The sequence below is a fragment of the Brasilonema sennae CENA114 genome, assembly GCF_006968745.1.
Taxonomy (GTDB): Bacteria; Cyanobacteriota; Cyanobacteriia; order Cyanobacteriales; family Nostocaceae; genus Brasilonema; species Brasilonema sennae.
The window spans coordinates 3,068,637-3,087,100 of sequence record NZ_CP030118.1 but is presented as its reverse complement, the minus strand read 5'-3'; the positions used below and the strand labels follow the sequence as shown (position 1 = coordinate 3,087,100).

At 43.0% G+C, this 18,464-nt stretch carries 10 protein-coding genes; 1 reads left to right on the top strand and 9 read right to left on the bottom strand.

Annotation, left to right across the window (positions count from 1 at the left end; all coding sequences use genetic code 11):
* Positions 1 to 29: 29 nt before the first annotated feature.
* From DP114_RS13110 to DP114_RS13100, 3 genes are all read right to left on the bottom strand, one after another.
* Entirely contained in the window at positions 30 to 704 is a 675-nt protein-coding gene (locus DP114_RS13110) for a glutathione S-transferase family protein (RefSeq protein WP_169264472.1), read from the bottom strand.
* Positions 705 to 893: 189 nt separating this feature from the next.
* On the bottom strand, positions 894 to 4,277 hold the full coding sequence (locus tag DP114_RS13105) for a ferritin-like domain-containing protein (protein WP_171976293.1): 3,384 nt from the start codon (positions 4,275 to 4,277) through the stop codon (positions 894 to 896).
* An 875-nt stretch (positions 4,278 to 5,152) separates the two neighbouring features.
* On the bottom strand, positions 5,153 to 6,706 hold the full coding sequence (locus DP114_RS13100; protein WP_169264474.1) for a flavin monoamine oxidase family protein: 1,554 nt from the start codon (positions 6,704 to 6,706) through the stop codon (positions 5,153 to 5,155).
* Between the two features lie 467 nt (positions 6,707 to 7,173).
* Here DP114_RS13100 and DP114_RS13095 point away from each other — a divergent pair, with 467 nt between their 5' ends.
* Positions 7,174 to 8,397, top strand: a complete 1,224-nt coding sequence (locus tag DP114_RS13095; RefSeq protein WP_169264475.1) for an MFS transporter — start codon at positions 7,174 to 7,176, stop codon at positions 8,395 to 8,397.
* A 157-nt stretch (positions 8,398 to 8,554) separates the two neighbouring features.
* Here DP114_RS13095 and DP114_RS13090 read toward each other — a convergent pair whose 3' ends face one another.
* The 6 genes from DP114_RS13090 to aroF form a co-directional block, all read right to left on the bottom strand.
* A complete protein-coding gene (locus DP114_RS13090) occupies positions 8,555 to 10,288 on the bottom strand; it encodes an iron uptake porin (protein WP_169264476.1) in 1,734 nt (577 codons plus the stop codon).
* Between the two features lie 992 nt (positions 10,289 to 11,280).
* Positions 11,281 to 12,507, bottom strand: coding sequence for a tryptophan synthase subunit beta (trpB, locus tag DP114_RS13085; protein WP_171976292.1), 1,227 nt, complete (start codon positions 12,505 to 12,507; stop codon positions 11,281 to 11,283).
* A gap of 195 nt (positions 12,508 to 12,702) precedes the next feature.
* Positions 12,703 to 13,518, bottom strand: coding sequence for a tryptophan synthase subunit alpha (gene trpA, locus DP114_RS13080; RefSeq protein WP_171976291.1), 816 nt, complete (start codon positions 13,516 to 13,518; stop codon positions 12,703 to 12,705).
* 88 nt (positions 13,519 to 13,606) lie between these two features.
* The gene (gene trpC, locus DP114_RS13075) at positions 13,607 to 14,455 is read right to left on the bottom strand and encodes an indole-3-glycerol phosphate synthase TrpC (protein ID WP_171976290.1); all 849 of its coding nucleotides are present in this window, start codon (positions 14,453 to 14,455) and stop codon (positions 13,607 to 13,609) included.
* A 169-nt stretch (positions 14,456 to 14,624) separates the two neighbouring features.
* Positions 14,625 to 16,820, bottom strand: coding sequence for an anthranilate synthase (locus DP114_RS13070; RefSeq protein WP_169264480.1), 2,196 nt, complete (start codon positions 16,818 to 16,820; stop codon positions 14,625 to 14,627).
* A gap of 523 nt (positions 16,821 to 17,343) precedes the next feature.
* Positions 17,344 to 18,438 (bottom strand): 3-deoxy-7-phosphoheptulonate synthase, encoded by a 1,095-nt coding sequence (gene aroF, locus DP114_RS13065; protein WP_169264481.1) that lies wholly within the window; start codon positions 18,436 to 18,438, stop codon positions 17,344 to 17,346.
* Positions 18,439 to 18,464: the final 26 nt, after the last annotated feature.

Below are 18,464 nucleotides of genomic sequence, written 5' to 3'. Positions count from 1 at the left end.
TTGCAGTTTCCTGCGCTAGTTAGAGATTTCTAACTTTCCAAGGGCACCAGTTGCAGGGGATTGCGCAGTTCAGACAGCATCTGTGTCATCTGGTTACGTCCGGAGTTAAAAACTTGCGCTACGGATAATCTGGACTCCAAACGTTTGACGTAATTTGTCAAATTGGGAAAGTGTTTGTAGTTGTAAACCATGCGCAGGTAAGCGAAGGTGGGGGCAGCAGCACAATCAGCGATTGTAAACTCTTCGCCTCCCAGCCAGGTACGAGTGGCGAGTTTTTCATCAAGCATGGCGATCGCTGTTTCCAATAACCGCTTTGCTTTGATAACCTCTTTTTTGCCTCGTTCCTCAACCGGACGTTGGGTATCAGCAAACAACGCCTCCCGTCCATTGTTAATGTACACATCAATCATCCGTTCCACCATCCGCACCTCTAGGGCTTCTTCTGAATCAACAGGAATGAGGCGGGATGTATTTGGAAAACGTTGGTCAAGGTATTCAATGATTATATTAGCCTCAAATATGACATTTCCTTTGTCAGTTACTAAGGTGGGTATCTTGGCAAAAAGGTTAATTTGCATATACTCTTCACGGCTTTCGGGGTCAAAAAGATTTACCGGAATCGCTGTAAAATCAACTCCCTTCTCGTACAGGGCGATTAGGACTCGTTGGGAATAAGATGATGCAGGAGCGTAGTACAGTTTCATGACTCAGTTACCCAGTTGTTATCGGTTGATAGTTATCCATACCGTCGGAAAAATGAGTTTATGCATTTTTTTTGTACTCGCGGACAAGAAAATTAGAAAACCGATAACTGATAACTGTTCACCCTTCGGGTTCGCCAGTCGCCTACGGCGGGAAACCCGCCTGCAGCGCTGGACTCACTGTTCACTGACTCAATGAGCCAACGACTGGGGATGACGAGCTAAATCATCAAAGAATTTGGCGTAGAAATCAAAGATTTCGCAGACGCTGTTGGGGATGGCTTCGCACTCACGCGATCGCTGTCCTAGTCGCTCAAATCGACGGGCAATGATTTGAAGTGCCACTTCTGGCGTCGGGATATAACTAGGAGATTCTATCTCAAAGGATGGTCCGGCTGTTTTACCGTTTTTGCCTGAAGGCATACTCATCAGCACTTCTCCTAAAGGACGCATCATACCAGTCATCACGTCAATACCAGCATTCATCAGCTTTGAGCGCCGCAGGCTACCAGTGGGCATTAACCCAAAGTGTTGTACCATAAGTTGCGTCATTAGAAAATAACTTTCGTTAAATATTTCCATGACTGCTCTGGTTTGGGGGACTGTCACAACGTTAGTGTTGTAATCTCGGTAATTTAAGGAGGGATTACGCAAACCAGGATAAGAGGGGTTCCACGGGGCTTTGCCTTTCGTCTCGCCATCACTCACCTGTTGATGAGAAAGTGCTTCAGCCAGACGACGAAATTGTTGATAGTGAGAACGCTCAAATTTTGGTGATTGGGCGTGACATCCTTCTCCTTGTTCGACAATGAGGTCGATCGCGAAAAGTGCGCTCTTGAGGTCGTCTACCTGAAACTGGTAATCTGGGTGAACTTTGTTAAAGTCATCGCGTATAAATAAACGATGTTCGCCGCCTACTTGACCCTTTTTGACCATGAATAAATCTGGAATATTCTTCAGCCCTTCCCGAATCTGGTGATACAGTTCGCTTAAAGAACCATAACCATGTAGGCGGTGAACTGTCGGATCCCCTCCTCCAGACTTGTCGTTTAGGTTTTCTTCCAAAAAGTCGGGCATCTCCAAACGCATAAAACGTTGTAGGGAGGTAGCGTTCAATGGTTCTAGGGCAAAGTCTACATCAATGGGAAAGCGTCCGTTAAGTTCTCTGAAGTTGGGGACTGCTGGATAGAACGGTTCCCCAATTGCCATCAATATATTATTTACCATCAAAAAGTGAATCATTTCCTCGCGGGAGACTTCCAGCAGTACACCCCGCATCCCATAACTTCGGACTTCTTTCCCGTCGCCACAAGCTAAATGTAACTGTTCGGGAGTCCACAAACCTCGACGTACGTATTCCTCACCTGTGACGTAGTTAGGAACAGAGTATCCTGCATAAATGTATTGCAACATCACAGCAACTTCCAACTCCGCCGCCTGTTTCAAGGCACTTACTAACTCCTCGCGTGTCTGGAGTGTGCGTTGGCTACGCTTTGGTTCTGGAGTTGCAGGCGGAACATAGCCGACTCGCTGCTGATTTTGCAGAAACTTCAGCAGAAGCATCGACTTAGCTTGGGACATATCCCGCGTTGGCGGCATATAGTAAGTCTTATATTTGTTGCGGGGGTCAGACATCTGCCACATCAGACGTGCATAGGTTTCTACCTTGCATTGGTCAGCGAGACTAAAAACATCCACTTTCATGAACGAGAAACTTAACTCGTAGAAAGCTAGAACATGTTCGTAGATTAAGTTAAAATCTACAGCTTCATTCGGAATTTCATCCAAGTGCCAGTCATCACTTAGCACTCGCACGGCAAAGAAACCAGCACCAGACCAAAAGCCAAGTTGATCATCATTATCGTAAGCAATTTCCGCTTCATCTAAGTTATGAGGGTCACAAGGTAAATCATCAGGGTGAGCAGATAACAGCACCCGTGTTGTTCCCGATCTACCACCGCGCAGAGTTACCCAAGCACGCCCCTCGTGATTGGTGGAAATTGCACATGTGGGGGTAAATTCTCCCTCAGAATTCCGCAACCCTGGCTTGAAATGAACAATTTCCATTTCAGAGTTACGGGGAAAGTGGAAAGTCTTATCTACGTTGGTAGGGTTCACCCTGAGCGCAGTCGAAGGGTTACTTTCAAATTCGTAACGTAGCTGGGGGAATGCTCTTGGGTTGTAGAACTGACGCAGGTAGACAGACTCAACTTGAGTCGGGCGTCCCCGGACAAAAGACCGTACTTCTAACTCAACTGCATGGTCTTCACCCAGTTTCCAGTTGGGATGTTCTAAAAATAAAGACGCGTCATCTACCTGAAGATTGATTTCTTCTTCTTTAACAAGAATTTGCTGTTGTCCGTTAGCTGCTGTCTGGATGATACACAGACCTTGCTGTTCTATCTCGTCGCGCAGATTCTCAAATTCTTCTACTAGTGGAACATCTACAATTCCACTTTTAAGTTGATGCGCTTCCCGTTGATATTCTTCTTTAGGAATCCGTGCTATCAGCCGTTTGCTATCAACAGTACGTACTTCCAAATCACCGAGGTCGAGTTTGGGACCAATCCCATGAGTTGGTCCGGGTCCTGGTTTAGGGGCGCGTCCGACACAAGGTACGGCTGTGACCATATTTAAACTCACACCTTGGGGAGTCACTTGCAGCGTGAGGTTAGACATTTGTGCTGATTTGGTTTCCGACTCAGCAGCACGTCGAGGAGTGAGTAACCGTCCGTGAGGATAAGTGCTGAGTTCGTCTTTACACCACAAACCAATAGTTCCGTGCAGTTCCCAGAACGTTGGTAAGTCGGGTTGCACTGGTGCAGACATATTACTAATGCCCAATTGCACCACCAGTCCCAACACATCGTCACGATTCATTGCTTCCCGCAGTAAAGATACAGTTGGTGACTGGGCGACTTCTTCACCCCAGAGGAAATCTTTAGCATCTTTGGGGATAGTAAATTGATAAACTGCTGCTCGTTTAAACTCGCTGTTGAGGCAGTGTTCAGGTAATTCGCGGATATGATCGAAATTTTGCCAACGGGCTAACTGCATCCCAGAAATTGGTGCAGAAACCATATATGGAACTTCGTTGGAAGCACCAAGGCGTCCGAAAGTCAAGTGTCCCAACATGATTGTGTTTGTCCAGTTGGAAGCTGGATCGGACTCAAAAAAGCGGGCGCGATTGAAACTTGTTTTGACGTAGTCGTTATGGTGACCCCATAAATCAACACTGCGTCCTACTATTGGATCACGTTGGTCAATCTGTCCAAACTCACGTTGTGTGCTAACAATTTGTGCTTCGATGGAAAAGTGACCGTTACCGCCAAAATCCCATCCCATCGCCATACTGAAGGGACCATTTTCATCCAATTCTCCTTGCTGGTTAAACCGAGGTCCCAAATTTTGAAGGTATTCGTGGTACTCGGACGCCCCACGGTGGTCATCAAAGGGCTTACCATTCATGTAGCAGGTGTTGCTACTGACATCTACGAGACCATTTTTATGTCCTGTGGGGGCGTGGATGCGGGCAAAACCGAGTAAGTGTAGGCGGGGAAAATCTAAAATACTCATTTTAAAAAACCACTTTTAGGACTTTGGATAAAAAAGACGAAGTTAGGAAACAAAAAACACTTTACTGAATCATCATGTACATTTGGAAAGTCAGGAAGTTTGTCCGTTATCGGACTTGAAAGAAACAAAGATTTTGTTTTCTCGAACAATGCTGATTTCTGTTGCAAATGGAATATAATGTGAGATTTTCGTAAAAATTCAGCCTATCTGCAAAGCTTTCAGCCCAGATTTATGTTACAAAAACACATCATTGACAGCAAGCTTGTGAAGTATTAGTTTTCTTGATAAGCATGTTTTCTGTTATTTTTCATACATAAATTAACTCACTCTCATATTTACTTTTAGGTATTATTGTAGATACATTTTTATTGTGCTCCCTAATATATTGTGGTTGTTTCAAATACTACTATCGTGTTTTCTTTTGTTTTTCTTCATAAATAGCGCTCCTTGAACGAGTCAGGGTTGATAGCCAGAAAGTCACTAGAAGTATATAGAGTTGAGTGAATTCAACTTATGCAGTCACAGATTTAAAGGATGCGTAGGTGATGCACGGGGACGAAGCAGCCAAGAAGAGAAAAAAGCAGGTATGATGAGCGCTTGATTGTTTGATCAAGCAGGGTAAGCTCGTCCAGAACTCATAGGACTTACGCACCATCTGCTGTTAAACCGGGTTTCTTCGTTCGTCTTTGGTTGCGAAACAGACGATTTTTGGTAAAAACCGGGTTTCTTTGCCTAAGTCCTGACTCAAAAGCTATAAAATCTATAGATTTTGTGACATTTCTTAAATTATTTTCAAGATTTACAATTCTTTATTTTTGAATTTTGAATTGTTAAGTGCCCCCATCCAAACCTGTTGAGGGGGCGAGTCGAGATGATTAAGCTGCGGGATATTCCAGATGTTGATTGTTTTGTAGAGTCTTGACATTTGTCTTCTTGGTAACGGGGTGTTGTGTTGTGCTTTTCTTTAGCTGTCGGTGAGAAATAATATCGTACAAAGCTTCAAGTGCAGACTCAATAGAACCCTGAAGCCAAGCAGGATATTTAGAACAATGTTCGCCAGCAAAGAAGAGAGTGTTTTGCGGTCTGGCAGCTTCTAAGTAACTGATAGTATAGTTAGACTCATCAGACATATCATCACTCCAATGAACAGTGCATCCACCAGCACTCCACTCGTAATTACCCCAGGCAATAGAAGCTACATCTAAGACCATACCAGGAGTTTGAAGTTCTGGGTGAACTTTGCTAACAACGTTCTTGACGTAAGCGTGACGTTCTTGTCCAGACATCATTCCCAAGCGTTGTGCATCGTCCCCGATAGTATAACTTGCAAGCATCGTACTACCACGTTCGGGGTTGAATTTCACAGAAGGATAGTATGTTTGACGAACGCCATCACCGCTGAAGGATGCACCACCCTTGATACCTTGTTTTTCCCAAAAAGCTTGTTGTGTGTGAAATGCAACCTTGGTTGCTGGACAATATATAGTATTGTGGATTGATTCGAGTTTTCTGTCGTCAAATCCGCTCAACTCTATTTTCCGCAAGACTGAGAAGGGAATGGTGCACAACACATAGTCGCAGTGACGAGTATGCAACTGTCCATTTACCAAGTAATCCACTTCTACGTGCTCTTGACGTACGCGCAGTCCTACTACTTGTTGGTTGCACTGAATATTAGCTTTGATGGATGATACCAGACGCTGGATGAGTTGATCCATTCCGCCTTTGAGTTGTAATAAATCGTGACTGGTTTCAACTAAGATGTCGCCCAGAAACATATCCAAAGCTTTGCTGCAACGAGCGCGAAAACTTGGGTTATCTTTAATGAATCCCTGTAAGTCGATAGTTTCGCCGTCTTCGCTAAAGTAAGGTTCTAAATTCAGTCTTTCCAATTCATCCATTAAGTGTGATTTGAGATCTTGTTCCAAACTTTCACGCAAGTTACCAGGAGAAATAGTATCAATGATGGTTTTCAGCCATGCAGCAAAGAGTTGAGTTTTCTCGCTATAACGATTGTCTGTATAGATTCCTTGATAACGTTCTTGGAACAGCCGGGGCGCGTCTTTCATCCGGAAAATTTTTCCTTGGATGTTCATGAAGGCGTTTTGTTCTTCAAAGACTGTGACAAATTTGCAAAGTTTATCATCTAAGCCCATTTGCGAGACGTAGTGCAGTGTATACTTATGTTCGCTGGGAATACGCATTGCTCCCAGTTCTGCATAGGGTGCCTCAGGTTCATTACCAAAACGATGAGTCCAAACTCGACCACCGATACGTGGGCTAGCTTCCATAATATCTACTTGATGACCTAGACGTTCCAATTCGTAGGCTGCAACTAAGCCAGCAATTCCCGCGCCTAGAATGGTGATGTGCTTACTTTCAGGGAAGTTTGCCAATTTGCACATATCGAGCATTGTTGTGGTATCCATGTTCCGGTTCCTCCAGTAAATAAATTGATTTAAAAGTTTTATACTGGTCATAAACTTTTTTTATGCACTTGATGTGTGAACTTATCAGGAAGCATCTTCACTTGGGGAATAGGGAACGCTTAACGCTTAACACGGTTAATGCGCGCTTTATAAGCGATTAAGCGAACTTGATACTATAGATAATCTCACTGCGCCCTCGGGGACACCTCTCCACTCGCGAGTGCGCTTTGCGCTTACGCTCAAATTCGCTGATTAAAAAAAATTTTCTTTTTCATTTGGAACGACCGAATTCAGCGAAACAGCACCTGGTGAGGTCATTGAACCGCAACGCGCCTACCACTTTAGAAAAAAAATGTGTTTGTTCTGAGTTGGTGCTGCATAATCATCATTTTCTGCTGGTAATGAACTCATAGTTAATCAATCAAAGCTTAGTCCAAAGTAAGTAAAAAAAATAAGGAGATAAGAATATGACTTCATCACTCAGTAGAATTGACAGTAATGCTAAGAGCATACAAATTGATGCTAATCTTTTACTGATTGTTTCTATATCGTTAGTAGCAATAAGTGGAGTGGTTGGTATTAATCCAATCATGCCAAACATTGCTAAATCTCTCAATATTCCAACGCAAGAAGTTGGATTGATCATGACAACTTTTTTGATGCCGACGACAGTTGGAACTTTGATTTTTGGAGCATTAGCAGACCGTATTGGTAGAAAGAAAGTTCTTATTCCTTCTTTGTTATTGTTTGGAGTTGGTGGAATATTGTGTGCGATCGCTAATAATTTTCACAGCTTACTAGAGTGGCGCTTTTTAACTGGTGTAGGTGCTGCTAGCTTAGAGTCCTTAGAACTCACTCTCATCAGTGATTTATATAGCGGTAAAATGCTCACTACTGCGATGGGTTTTAACTCCGCAATGATTGGGGTTGCAGCTACAATTTATCCTCTGATTGGTGGCGTATTAGGAGAGTTAAGTTGGCGATATCCGTTTTTACTATCAATCTTAGCCTTCCCTGTTGCACTGTTGATTTCTAAGAATCTGAAAGTACCAACCAAGCAAAAAAGCACTGGAAATTTGAATTTCAGCAACTATATCAAAAATACCTTTAACAATATCAAAAATCCTCAAGTGTTTGCGCTACTGTTTGCGGTTTTTTCCCTCTTCGTCATTGAGTTAGGAACTTTCTATACCTATGTCCCGATCCTTGCTGGAACTCAATTAGGCGCTTCCGGAGTAGAAATTGGTATTATCATTTGCTGTCAGTCACTCGTTTTTTCCTTTGTTGCTTCCCAAGTGGGATTTTTGGCAAATCAGTTTTCAGAAAAAAAGTTAATCATGTTAGGTTTTCTTCTCTGTGGTTTGTCACTCCTGATTATGCCTGCTATTAATAACGCTTGGTTGCTAATCATTCCTTCTGTTATATTTGGTGTTTCTGTAGCCTTGATTTTTCCACCTCTGCAAGCAACGTTAGCAGGAATTGCCCCAGAAGGTTACCGCGCTGGATTTATGGCACTCAATGTTACAGTTCAATCACTAGGAAGAGCATTAGGTCCTTTATTCGCAGGTCTTGCTTACGGTGCTTGGGGAATACAAGGAGTCTTTTATGCAAGTGTAGTTCTTATTATCATCACAGTTGTTGTGTTTGGTTTGCTGCATACTTCTAAAAAATTGAGAGTTGTGAATGGCTAAAGCTGTAAAACTAATTTTCAACATGAAGCGTTTTTATTATGTTAGGGTCGAGAGAAATATAACTACTCGACCCTTTGCATCGGAAAAAACTATATATAAGTCCCGCTATCCCAGTGCTAGCCCACAAAGTTGGCACTGGGATAAATGGCGCTTTAAGCTAAAACGAAAATACCGTCCGAAGTGTACCTGTTACAATTGTGCCGTTGCTTTCTTGATTTCCAGCATGGGTAATCACTTGAATTGATGGTGTGACTTGGATCTCTCGACTAAACGGGAAGTTATAAAACGCCTCGAAATTAGTCTGAGTGGAATCCCCGATTTGATTGACAACAAATGGCTGACCGACAGCAACCCCAGCTAAAGCACCACGTGTAAATAAGTCTCGCACTCCAACGCCCGCCATCCAGTAATTGGGTTTGATGTCGCCAAAGTCGGTGTTATCAAAGTTACCGTAACCGTAGCGACCAAAAATACCAAACTTTTGTGAGAGGGTTAATTCAACATTCACGCCATAACTATCAAAACGGTTTTTAAAAAGTTCGCCACCACTGTATTGCAGACGCAAGGCAAAGGCTTTGGAGGGTGCGTATTCTACTTCTACCGTACCTTGATAGGTATCTCCAAAGAAGCCGCGATCGCCTGTAATACTGGGATCAATGGTGCGATCTCCACCAGCAGCACGAAATTGCCTGGAATATAAGATATTTGTGAATGGTGAAAGACCCTGAATGACTCCTGGTCCCTGTTGGAGAGGATTTGCTGAGTCTGTTGCAGCATACAAAGCCCGCACAGAAAATGCTCCATTACCTGGCTTCCAATCAATTGCAGCACCTGCACTCGCACCGTTAATTGGGAAAAGAACAAAGTTATTGACAAAAGCCAGAGTGCTAAAGTCTCGGAAGCTGAGGTAAGCGTAACTGTTGAAGTCAACAAAATCAGTCGGGAAAAAACTTGGACCAATAGTGACTTTAAAGTCATTAGCGAGTTGAAAGCTGTAATACAGTCTGCTGATTTCTATATCACCATTTGTGGGTGGCTTGACGGAGTAGTCTATAACACTACCAAAATTTGGCTCCAGCAAACCTGCAGTGTTGTCTTTTCCAGCATTCGCTGGACTAGCATCAATACCACTTCCAGTATCAAGGCGAATTTTGAGCAAGTCAGTTCCAAAGAAGCTGGTGTTTAAATCTACACCGGCTCGATACAAAACTGTAGTATTGGGTTGGCTGGTAATTGGATTAGCTGTCGGGGGTTGCGCGGGGTCAATGATGCGTCTACCATCAAACCCACCAGAATTCACAGAAATAATAGCCTGACCTTGTAGCTTGGTCGTTGTGGAAAATTGATTGGCTTCGAGTTCGGCTGTGTGTGCTTCTAGAGTATCTACTCTACCTCGTAAAGTTGCTAACTCAGCAGTAAAGTCTTCTTGTAGCTTTTGCAAACTTGCCAAGTCTTCTTTTCTCACCAAATCTGTTGTTGCGGTAGCTACGAGTTCATTGACACGGTTTAAGCACGCATTCAGTCCAGCTGCAAACTCATAACGCGTCATTGCCCGATTTCCGCGAAAGGTACCATTCGGATATCCAGCAATACAACCATAACGTTCAACCAGAGACTGCAACGCCTGAAATGCCCAATCGGTGGGTTGAACATCACTCAGTTGATTGACATTTGTCACCTGATTCATTCCAGATGTACTTTTTTTTCCCTGGTTTTGACTGACAAAATTTGGTGTACCACCTGAAGTGGGAGGCATTTGAGCCTTTGTTGAACATGTTCCTAAAAGTAATAAACTGAGCAGGCTGACTCCAGAAGCAATTGTATGAGTCAAAAATCTTTCGCAAACTTCAGTTTTTACAATCGTATTCTCAGACACTTTTTTCTTCTGCATTTCGTTATTTATTTTTGAGACCAAAATTCAACTTTTACTTGAACAAAAAATCACAAAGTAACACACTTTGGTTTAAAGTCCGGATTTCTCACCACGATTTCACAAAGACTTATCTGACTTGGATGAACGGTAAAATGAGCCATTCAACACTTTGTCAAAAATTGGTGCATTGTCAAGGGTGCCCCAATTTTTATCTGTCTAAAGCTTGTGAAAATTGCGATTGCATAACTTGTAACAAATGCGGATCAAAGTCTCTTAAATAGAACTTTTTCACTCACTCAAATACACATCTGGTGTAGGGGGGGCATTGCAATGCTCAACGCCAGATGCCTCTGTCGGGAAAGCCGTCATTCGCACTGGCTCCCCTACTTCTTTCGAGGGTATATTGCACCTGTATTTTTGTATTTTATCCAGTCGCAAACCACTGTAAGTTGAAAAAACTTGTTCAACAACAAGCTTATTATCTAATAAAAGTAACTGAAAAAAAAGCAGGCCAGGTATTGAAATCAAAAATTTGAGTATCTTGCATGAGGCTTGAAATAATTAGTAACAATTATCTATAGAACTTGATAATTTAAACCTATGAAAATAAGTTTGTAGTAAGTATAGCGCTTATATCAGTACGCTATGTGCTTACTACAAACCTTGTAGTGCTCTTTTACAAATCTATACAGTGCCAAAAGTGACACCCTAATTTATAACGGTGGTGCGATACGCCAAGCGTTAAGCCTCGGGCTTATCGCTTGGCAAAAGCGTGAGCTAGTACTCGACCACAGCAACTTTGATGAGTTAAGAACGAACCGCCAAAGCGCCAAGAACGCAAAGGAAGAGAAAGAAGAATAAATATAAAAATGGGTTTACCCCGCAAAGTTAGTATGGTGGACTACTAGCCTCCTGTAAACGTTTACTATGAAACTGACGGAGATCGCCCCCGTCAGTTGTTTTTGAATAACAATGTTTACTAGAAACCTGTTTCAAACCCTTCAAGACATTTAAAAAGTATCCAAGAATTTTGCAACAGTATGCACATCCTTGTCACCACGTCCAGAAAAATTGATCACAATTTTAGGAGAACCAGTCAGTTGTGGACAAAGAGTTTCCAACAAAGCGATCGCATGAGAAGTCTCCAGTGCTGGAATAATCCCCTCCAGTAGCGACACACGTTTAAACGCCTCCAACGCCTGCTGGTCAGTCACACTGTAGTATTCAGCACGTTCTATATCCTTCAAATAACTATGTTCTGGACCTACACCAGGATAATCTAACCCAGCACTGATAGAGTGTGCTTCTGTGATCTGACCATCCTCATCTTGCAGAACATAACTCATTGCGCCGTGCAAAACACCGACTCTACCTAGTGTCAAAGTAGCTGCGTGTTTTTCAGTATTAATTCCTTCACCCGCCGCCTCAACTCCAATCAGACGTACAGATGGTTCATTGACAAATTCATGGAAAAGCCCAATTGCATTGGAACCTCCGCCAACACAAGCAAGCAGAATATCTGGTAGTCCACCCCATTTTTCTTGAGACTGGGTGCGAGTTTCTTTACCAATGATTGCTTGAAAGTCTCGCACGATCATCGGGTATGGATGAGGACCTGCAACAGAACCTAAAATGTAATGGGTAGTTTCGACATTCGTTACCCAATCGCGAATCGCTTCTGATGTTGCATCCTTGAGGGTTCCAGTTCCTGCTTCCACTGGACGAACTTCTGCTCCCATCAAGCGCATCCGAAATACATTCAAGGCTTGGCGTTCCATATCATGGACGCCCATGTATATCATGCATTTTAAGCCAAAACGAGCGCAGACTGTGGCGGTTGCAACACCATGCTGACCGGCTCCGGTTTCAGCTATGATCCGCTGTTTGCCCATACGTTTGGCGAGTAATACCTGAGCTAAGGCGTTATTAATTTTATGTGCGCCGGTATGGTTTAAGTCTTCTCTTTTTAAGTAAATTTGCGGCCCCGTTCCATCTGGTTTGGCGTAGTGTGCTGTCAGGCGTTCGGCATGGTATAGAGGGGTAGCACGTCCTACGTAGTCGCGTAGTAGTCCCTGTAGTTCATTCTGAAAATCTGGATCGTTGCGGTATTTTTGATACGCTGTTTCTAATTCCGAAAGTGCAGGCATTAATGTTTCGGGTACATACTTGCCCCCAAATTGACCAAATCTGCCTAATGCATCCGGTTGTTGAGTTGTTCTAGGTGTATCTGCTAACATGGAATCTGCTCCGTAAAACTTATTTAAAATTGATCACTTTCTCATTAATTTCCTGCTTCACCAAAGGAGTCGACTCCTGATGCGTGAAATTTGGAACTGAATTTTCAAGACTTATGCTAAAACTATCAAAAAGTTGAATTAATTTCACTGCAGCAGGTAGAGAGAAAAAGATGAAAATGCGTAACTCCGAAAATATTACTTTCTAATTCCCGCAGTGGGGGTAATTGCTGCTTTCAAATCGGTACAGAAATCTTTAATAACTCGCAGTCCTTGGTTCGGTGTGTTTTCTCCCAAGCGTTGCACAAAGGCGCTTCCCACAACCACTCCATCTGCGCCCCAGTCTTGAACTTGATGAGCTTGTTCTGGGGTAGAGATACCAAAACCAACGGCTATTGGCTTGTTTGTGACGCTGCGGATTTCTTTGAGCACATCTTTTACGCGTGTCTGGATTTGTGAACGTACGCCTGTGACACCTGTGACACTAACTAAGTAAATAAACCCACGAGATTGACGAGCGATCGCCTCAATTCGCTGTTTGGGAGTGTTGGGAGTGACTAATAGTGTGACTTCAATTCCTACAGCATCAGCAGATTTCAATAAATTGTCTGCTTCTTCTAAGGGTAAATCCGGTACGATTAACCCCTTGATTCCAGAATCAGCAGCTCGCTTGAGGAATTGTTGGATGCCGAGATTTAAAATTGGGTTGTAATAAATGAAGAGGATGATGGGCGATCGCACACTCTTAGTGGCTGTTTGTGCCATTTCTAAAACATGAGCTAGTCGAGTTCCCCCCTTAAGCGCACGAGTAGCAGCCGCTTGAATCACTGGCCCATCCGCCAAGGGATCTGAGTAGGGTACTCCTAGTTCTATGAAATCTGCACCATTGGCGTCTAATATTTTTAGGGCTTCGGCTGTTGTTTCCAAATCTGGATCGCCTGCTGTGATGAAGGGCATTAAAGCACATTGGTTTTTTGTGCGTAAATATTCAAACTGTTCTGAGATAGAAGTCATCTTAATTAAATCCTAAAAGTGGACAATAAGTTAATAGGGGAAAAGCAGAATCAAAAATGCAAAATTCACGATGAAGTCAAGATTATTTTTACATTCTTAATTCCTTGACAGCTTGCTCTAAATCAGCTTGCTTGACTAAAGATTCTCCTACTAACACAGCTTTAGCTCCCGCCTGAGATACAAAAGCTAAATCAGAAGATGTGTACAAACCAGACTCACTCACGATTGTAATATCTAAATCACTTAACTTTTGTTGACGTTCTCTCAACAGGTGTTTCGTGATTTCTATGTCAAGGGTAAAGTCTTCCAAATTGCGGTTGTTAATTCCGACAAGTTGCACATTTGATAATGCCAGTACTCGGTCAAGTTCAGTCAAGGTATGCACTTCCACCAATGGAGTCATGCCCAAATGCTGAATAATGTTTAGAAAATCTTGCAGTGTTTCGTCGTTTAAAATAGCAGCAATGAGTAGCACTGCATCTGCACCGTTGACTCGCGCTAGATAAATTTGGTAAGGATCTATAACAAACTCTTTGCAAAGTAGCGGCAACTCTACATGATTTCTAATGAGTTGCAAATTCTTAAAACCGCCCTGAAAAAATTTCTCGTCAGTTAGCACAGAAATACAAGTCGCGCCGCCTCGCTCATATGCTTGGGCAATTTTTACTGGTTCAAAATCAGCACGAATCACTCCTTTACTTGGTGAAGCTTTTTTAACCTCCGCAATAATGCTGGGAGGAGTAGAATTTTGCCGTATGGCATTCAAGAAATTTCGTACGGGGGGAGCAAGATTGATCTGAAGTTTTAACTCGTCTATTGGCAGTTGCTCTTTCATGAGTGCAACTTCTTGTTGTTTATGCTCAACAATTTCTTCGAGAATATGGCGCGGTTTGGTAGACGCAGTTGCTTGAGTTGATTGCTCGTGAATATTTAGCATTTGTTTATAGTGGTTATTAGTTCAACAAAGGGAGAGTTAATCCAAAATTCAGAACCTCACCCTGCCCTGTCGGGCATCCCTCTCCTTATAAAGGAGAGGGAAAGATTTTTGCGTAGCTAAAGGCGGGGGTGAAGTGAAAAGCGATTAGAGAGGGTTATAACAGAGGTGATTATGCAAGCGCTGAGGAGGGAATTGTAGCCATGAATTCTTGGACTACATTTGTAACAATTGTTAAGCCTATTCCTCCTGCCAAAGTCATGATAGATTCTGGATGGAACTGAACGGCGGCAATTGGTAATGTGCGATGCTCAATGCCCATAATCACACCATCTGCGGACATGGCGGTCACTTTGAGTTCTGCGGGTAAGCTTTCCGGTAGTGCATACAACGAGTGGTATCTACCAACTTCAAACGATTGTGGTAGACCTTTGAAGGTAACAGAATCTGGATCAACAACAGATACCATTGATACTTTACCATGCTGGGGATAATCCAGAACTCCCAGTTTTCCGCCGTGTGCCTCGACTATTCCTTGTAAGCCCAAGCACACACCAAATATGGGAATTTGCCGTTTTTTGCAGGCTGCGATCGTCTCTGCTACATGAAAGTCACTTGGTCTTCCAGGACCAGGAGATAATACAACCAAGTCAGGTTTTTCTGTATCAAAAACTGATTCTGCAAAACCATGCCGTAGTGTTGTGACTGTGGCACCAGTTTGACGGATGTAATTTGCTAGGGTATGAAGAAATGAGTCTTCATAGTCAACTAACAAGACACGTTTCCCCGCCCCTGGATTTGCTTGTTGAATGTCAAGACCTGACAGCCTTGACAAATCTGCACTTTTGTGTTCAACGACGCGAAGCGTTTGGAATAAGGCACCAGCTTTAGTAATAGTTTCTTGAGCTTCCGCTTCTGGCTCTGAGTCATAAAGAACTGTTGCACCAACTCGCACCTGTGCAACTGAGTCTTTCAGTCGGATAGTTCTTAAAATCAGACCAGTATTCAAGTTGCCTTTAAAACTCAAGCATCCAACGGCTCCACCATACCAACGTCTTGGACTGCGCTCATTTTGTTCAAGAAACTGCATGGCTGAGCGTTTTGGTGCTCCTGTGACTGTAACTGCCCACAGATGTGTGAGGAATGCATCCAAAGCATCAGCTTCTGGTTGCAGCACCCCTTCCACATGGTCTACTGTGTGGATGAGATGGCTGTACAATTCAATTTGGCGACGACCAATCACTCGTACAGAACCCGGCTCACAAATCCGCGACTTATCATTGCGGTCTACATCGGTACACATGGTGAGTTCGGATTCATCTTTACGCGAGTTCAGCAGCTTCTGGATTTGCGCTGCATCATCAATCGCAGTTTCTCCTCGACGGATTGTACCACTGATTGGGCAAGTTTCAACACGTCTGCCGTCAACACGCACAAACATTTCTGGAGATGCACCAATTAGATATTCTCCACCTAAATTAAAGAGAAATCCATAGGGACTGGGATTAATCTCTTTGAGAGTGCGGAAAAGTTCCGTTGGGGGTTTTTCACAAGCTTGAAAAAAGCTTTGACTGGGAACAACCTCAAATAAATCACCGCGACGGAAGTAATCGAGTGCTTTGGTGACTTGTTGTTCATATTCACCAGGCGCATGATCAGAGGTTTGAGTTACACTTAAACGCTGACCTCGGTAATCCATAACTTCACCCGTGCGAGGTAAATCCCGAGTGCTACCATTGTTGGTGACAAAATCATATTGCACTCTGAATGCCTGTTGCAGGTGATAGTCAACAACTAACAACTCATCAGGTAGATATAGTACCAAGTCTCTTTGGTCTGCTGAACGTTCCAGATGCTTTGGCATTTGCTCAAATTGGAAAACTAAGTCATAGCCAAATGCACCATAAAGTCCCAAGTTTTCATCTAGTGGACTGTGGAAGACAGATAATATCTCGCGAACAACACTGAAAACAGAAGGTTGTCTACTGCGTTCTTCTTCTGAGAAGAGACGTTCAGTTGGTTTGACAGAGCCGATAATACGCTTGTTCTCTTTATTAACAGCTTGAAGATATGGTTGATCCAACAGGTTCTGTGCTAGATAATCTAGCAGTATCTTGCCTCGCTCATTATGAGCCGTAATGGTAAAAGTGTTATCGCGGGTAACAAGTTCTAAAGGTGGATTAACAAAACCGATCGCCCAGCGTTTGTAGCGTCCTGGGTATTCATAGCTACTTGCCAACAACCCTCCGCGTTGGGAATCCAGACGTATCAAAACCTCATCAATTGCCGACTCTATAGAAGTATTCGTTACGGAGCGTGATACAAATATTCCACCTTGAGTTGTGTAGGATTGTGCGTCAGAATACATAGATATGACCCTCTTAAAGTTTGTTTAAAAATCATCACCAGAATAATTTGACGACTTGCTGAGAAAGTTGAGTGCAGGACACTGTTTTTCTGAGTGATTGTTGGTTGACAGCAACTACCCGATATTAAATAGATGTAGTTCAATTTGACTTATGCAGTTTTGAGAAGTAAATGCTTCTGGAGCGTTCAGTATCAAAATATCTATTGCGCCTATAGTCATTTTGGTATCTACAAAAGATTTGGTTAGAAATTCAGGAGTTTTGTCAAGTTGTTGTCGGTATTAAATTTCTTAAGATTTAACAGCAGTGTCAATTATAGTTTTAGAATGAGAAAATGCGAGTAAATTAGTTTGTGCGTATTTTCCTACTGTATTTCTAGTCAAGCTGAAAGAATAATACGCACACATGATTGCCTTAACGAAAGAATTTCAGAATGATTAAAGAATCTCAGGTAGGCAAATCGATGAGTCATTGGTGTAAACATGATATTACCTACCCTAGAAAAACCACTGATGATTGCTCAACTTAGACACCTACAGTCGAAAGAGTTTTGGTAGCAAATGGTGTGGTTGTGAAGGCAGACTTTGTTCCACGTCCGAAGAATTGGGCAAGGGAAGCAAGTTCCTGCATGAGTTCCACAAAATCCGGTGGTGTTAGAGATTGAGGACCATCTGATAGTGCTTTGGAGGGATTGGGGTGAACTTCAATCATCAAGGAATCTGTACCAGCTGCGATCGCTGCCTTTGCCATTGTTGGTACAAACTTAGAGTAGCCGGTGGCATGACTGGGGTCAATCATAATTGGCAAATGGGTCAGTCCACGCAAGACAGGTACCACAGATAGATCTAGAACATTCCTTGTATATTGCTTGTCAAAGCTGCGAATTCCGCGTTCACACAAAATCACATTTGGATTACCAGCAGCCAGAATGTATTCAGCAGCCATCAACCATTCTTCAATTGTTGCAGACAGCCCCCGCTTGAGCAGAATTGGTTTACCCGTAGCGCCTGCTTTCTTCAGTAGGGAGAAGTTTTGCATATTGCGAGCACCAATTTGCACCACATCAGCAACTTCTGCAACTTTGTCTAAGTCCGCTGTATCCATCACTTCTGTGATAATCCCTAGTCCAGTGACTTCGCGGGCTGTTGCTAACAGAGATAAAGCGCTTTCGCCATGTCCTTGGAAAGCATAAGGTGAGCTACGAGGTTTGTATGCTCCTCCCCGAAGAAACTGTGCACCGGTGGCTTTTACGACTTGTGCTGTTTCCACAATCATTTCTTCATTTTCGACTGAACAAGGTCCAGCGACTACAATTAAAGGATGATTTTGACCAAAAGTGACTGGACCATTGGGAGTTGGGACAACGACTTCGCTTGGTTCACCATAGCGATATTCTAACGAAACCCGTTTGAAAGGCTGTTTCACGCGAACCACCTGTTCGATAAATGGACTGATTTGTTGGACGTGTTCTGGAGAAATAACACTTGTATCACCCACCAAGCCAATGACAACCTTGTCTTTACCAATTACTTTTTCGATTGTTGCGGAATACTGGCTCAGTTCTTGAATGATTCTTTCGATTTCAGATGCGGGAGTTTGGGATTTGATGACGACAATCATTTTCTTTACCTCATGAAATAGTTTTG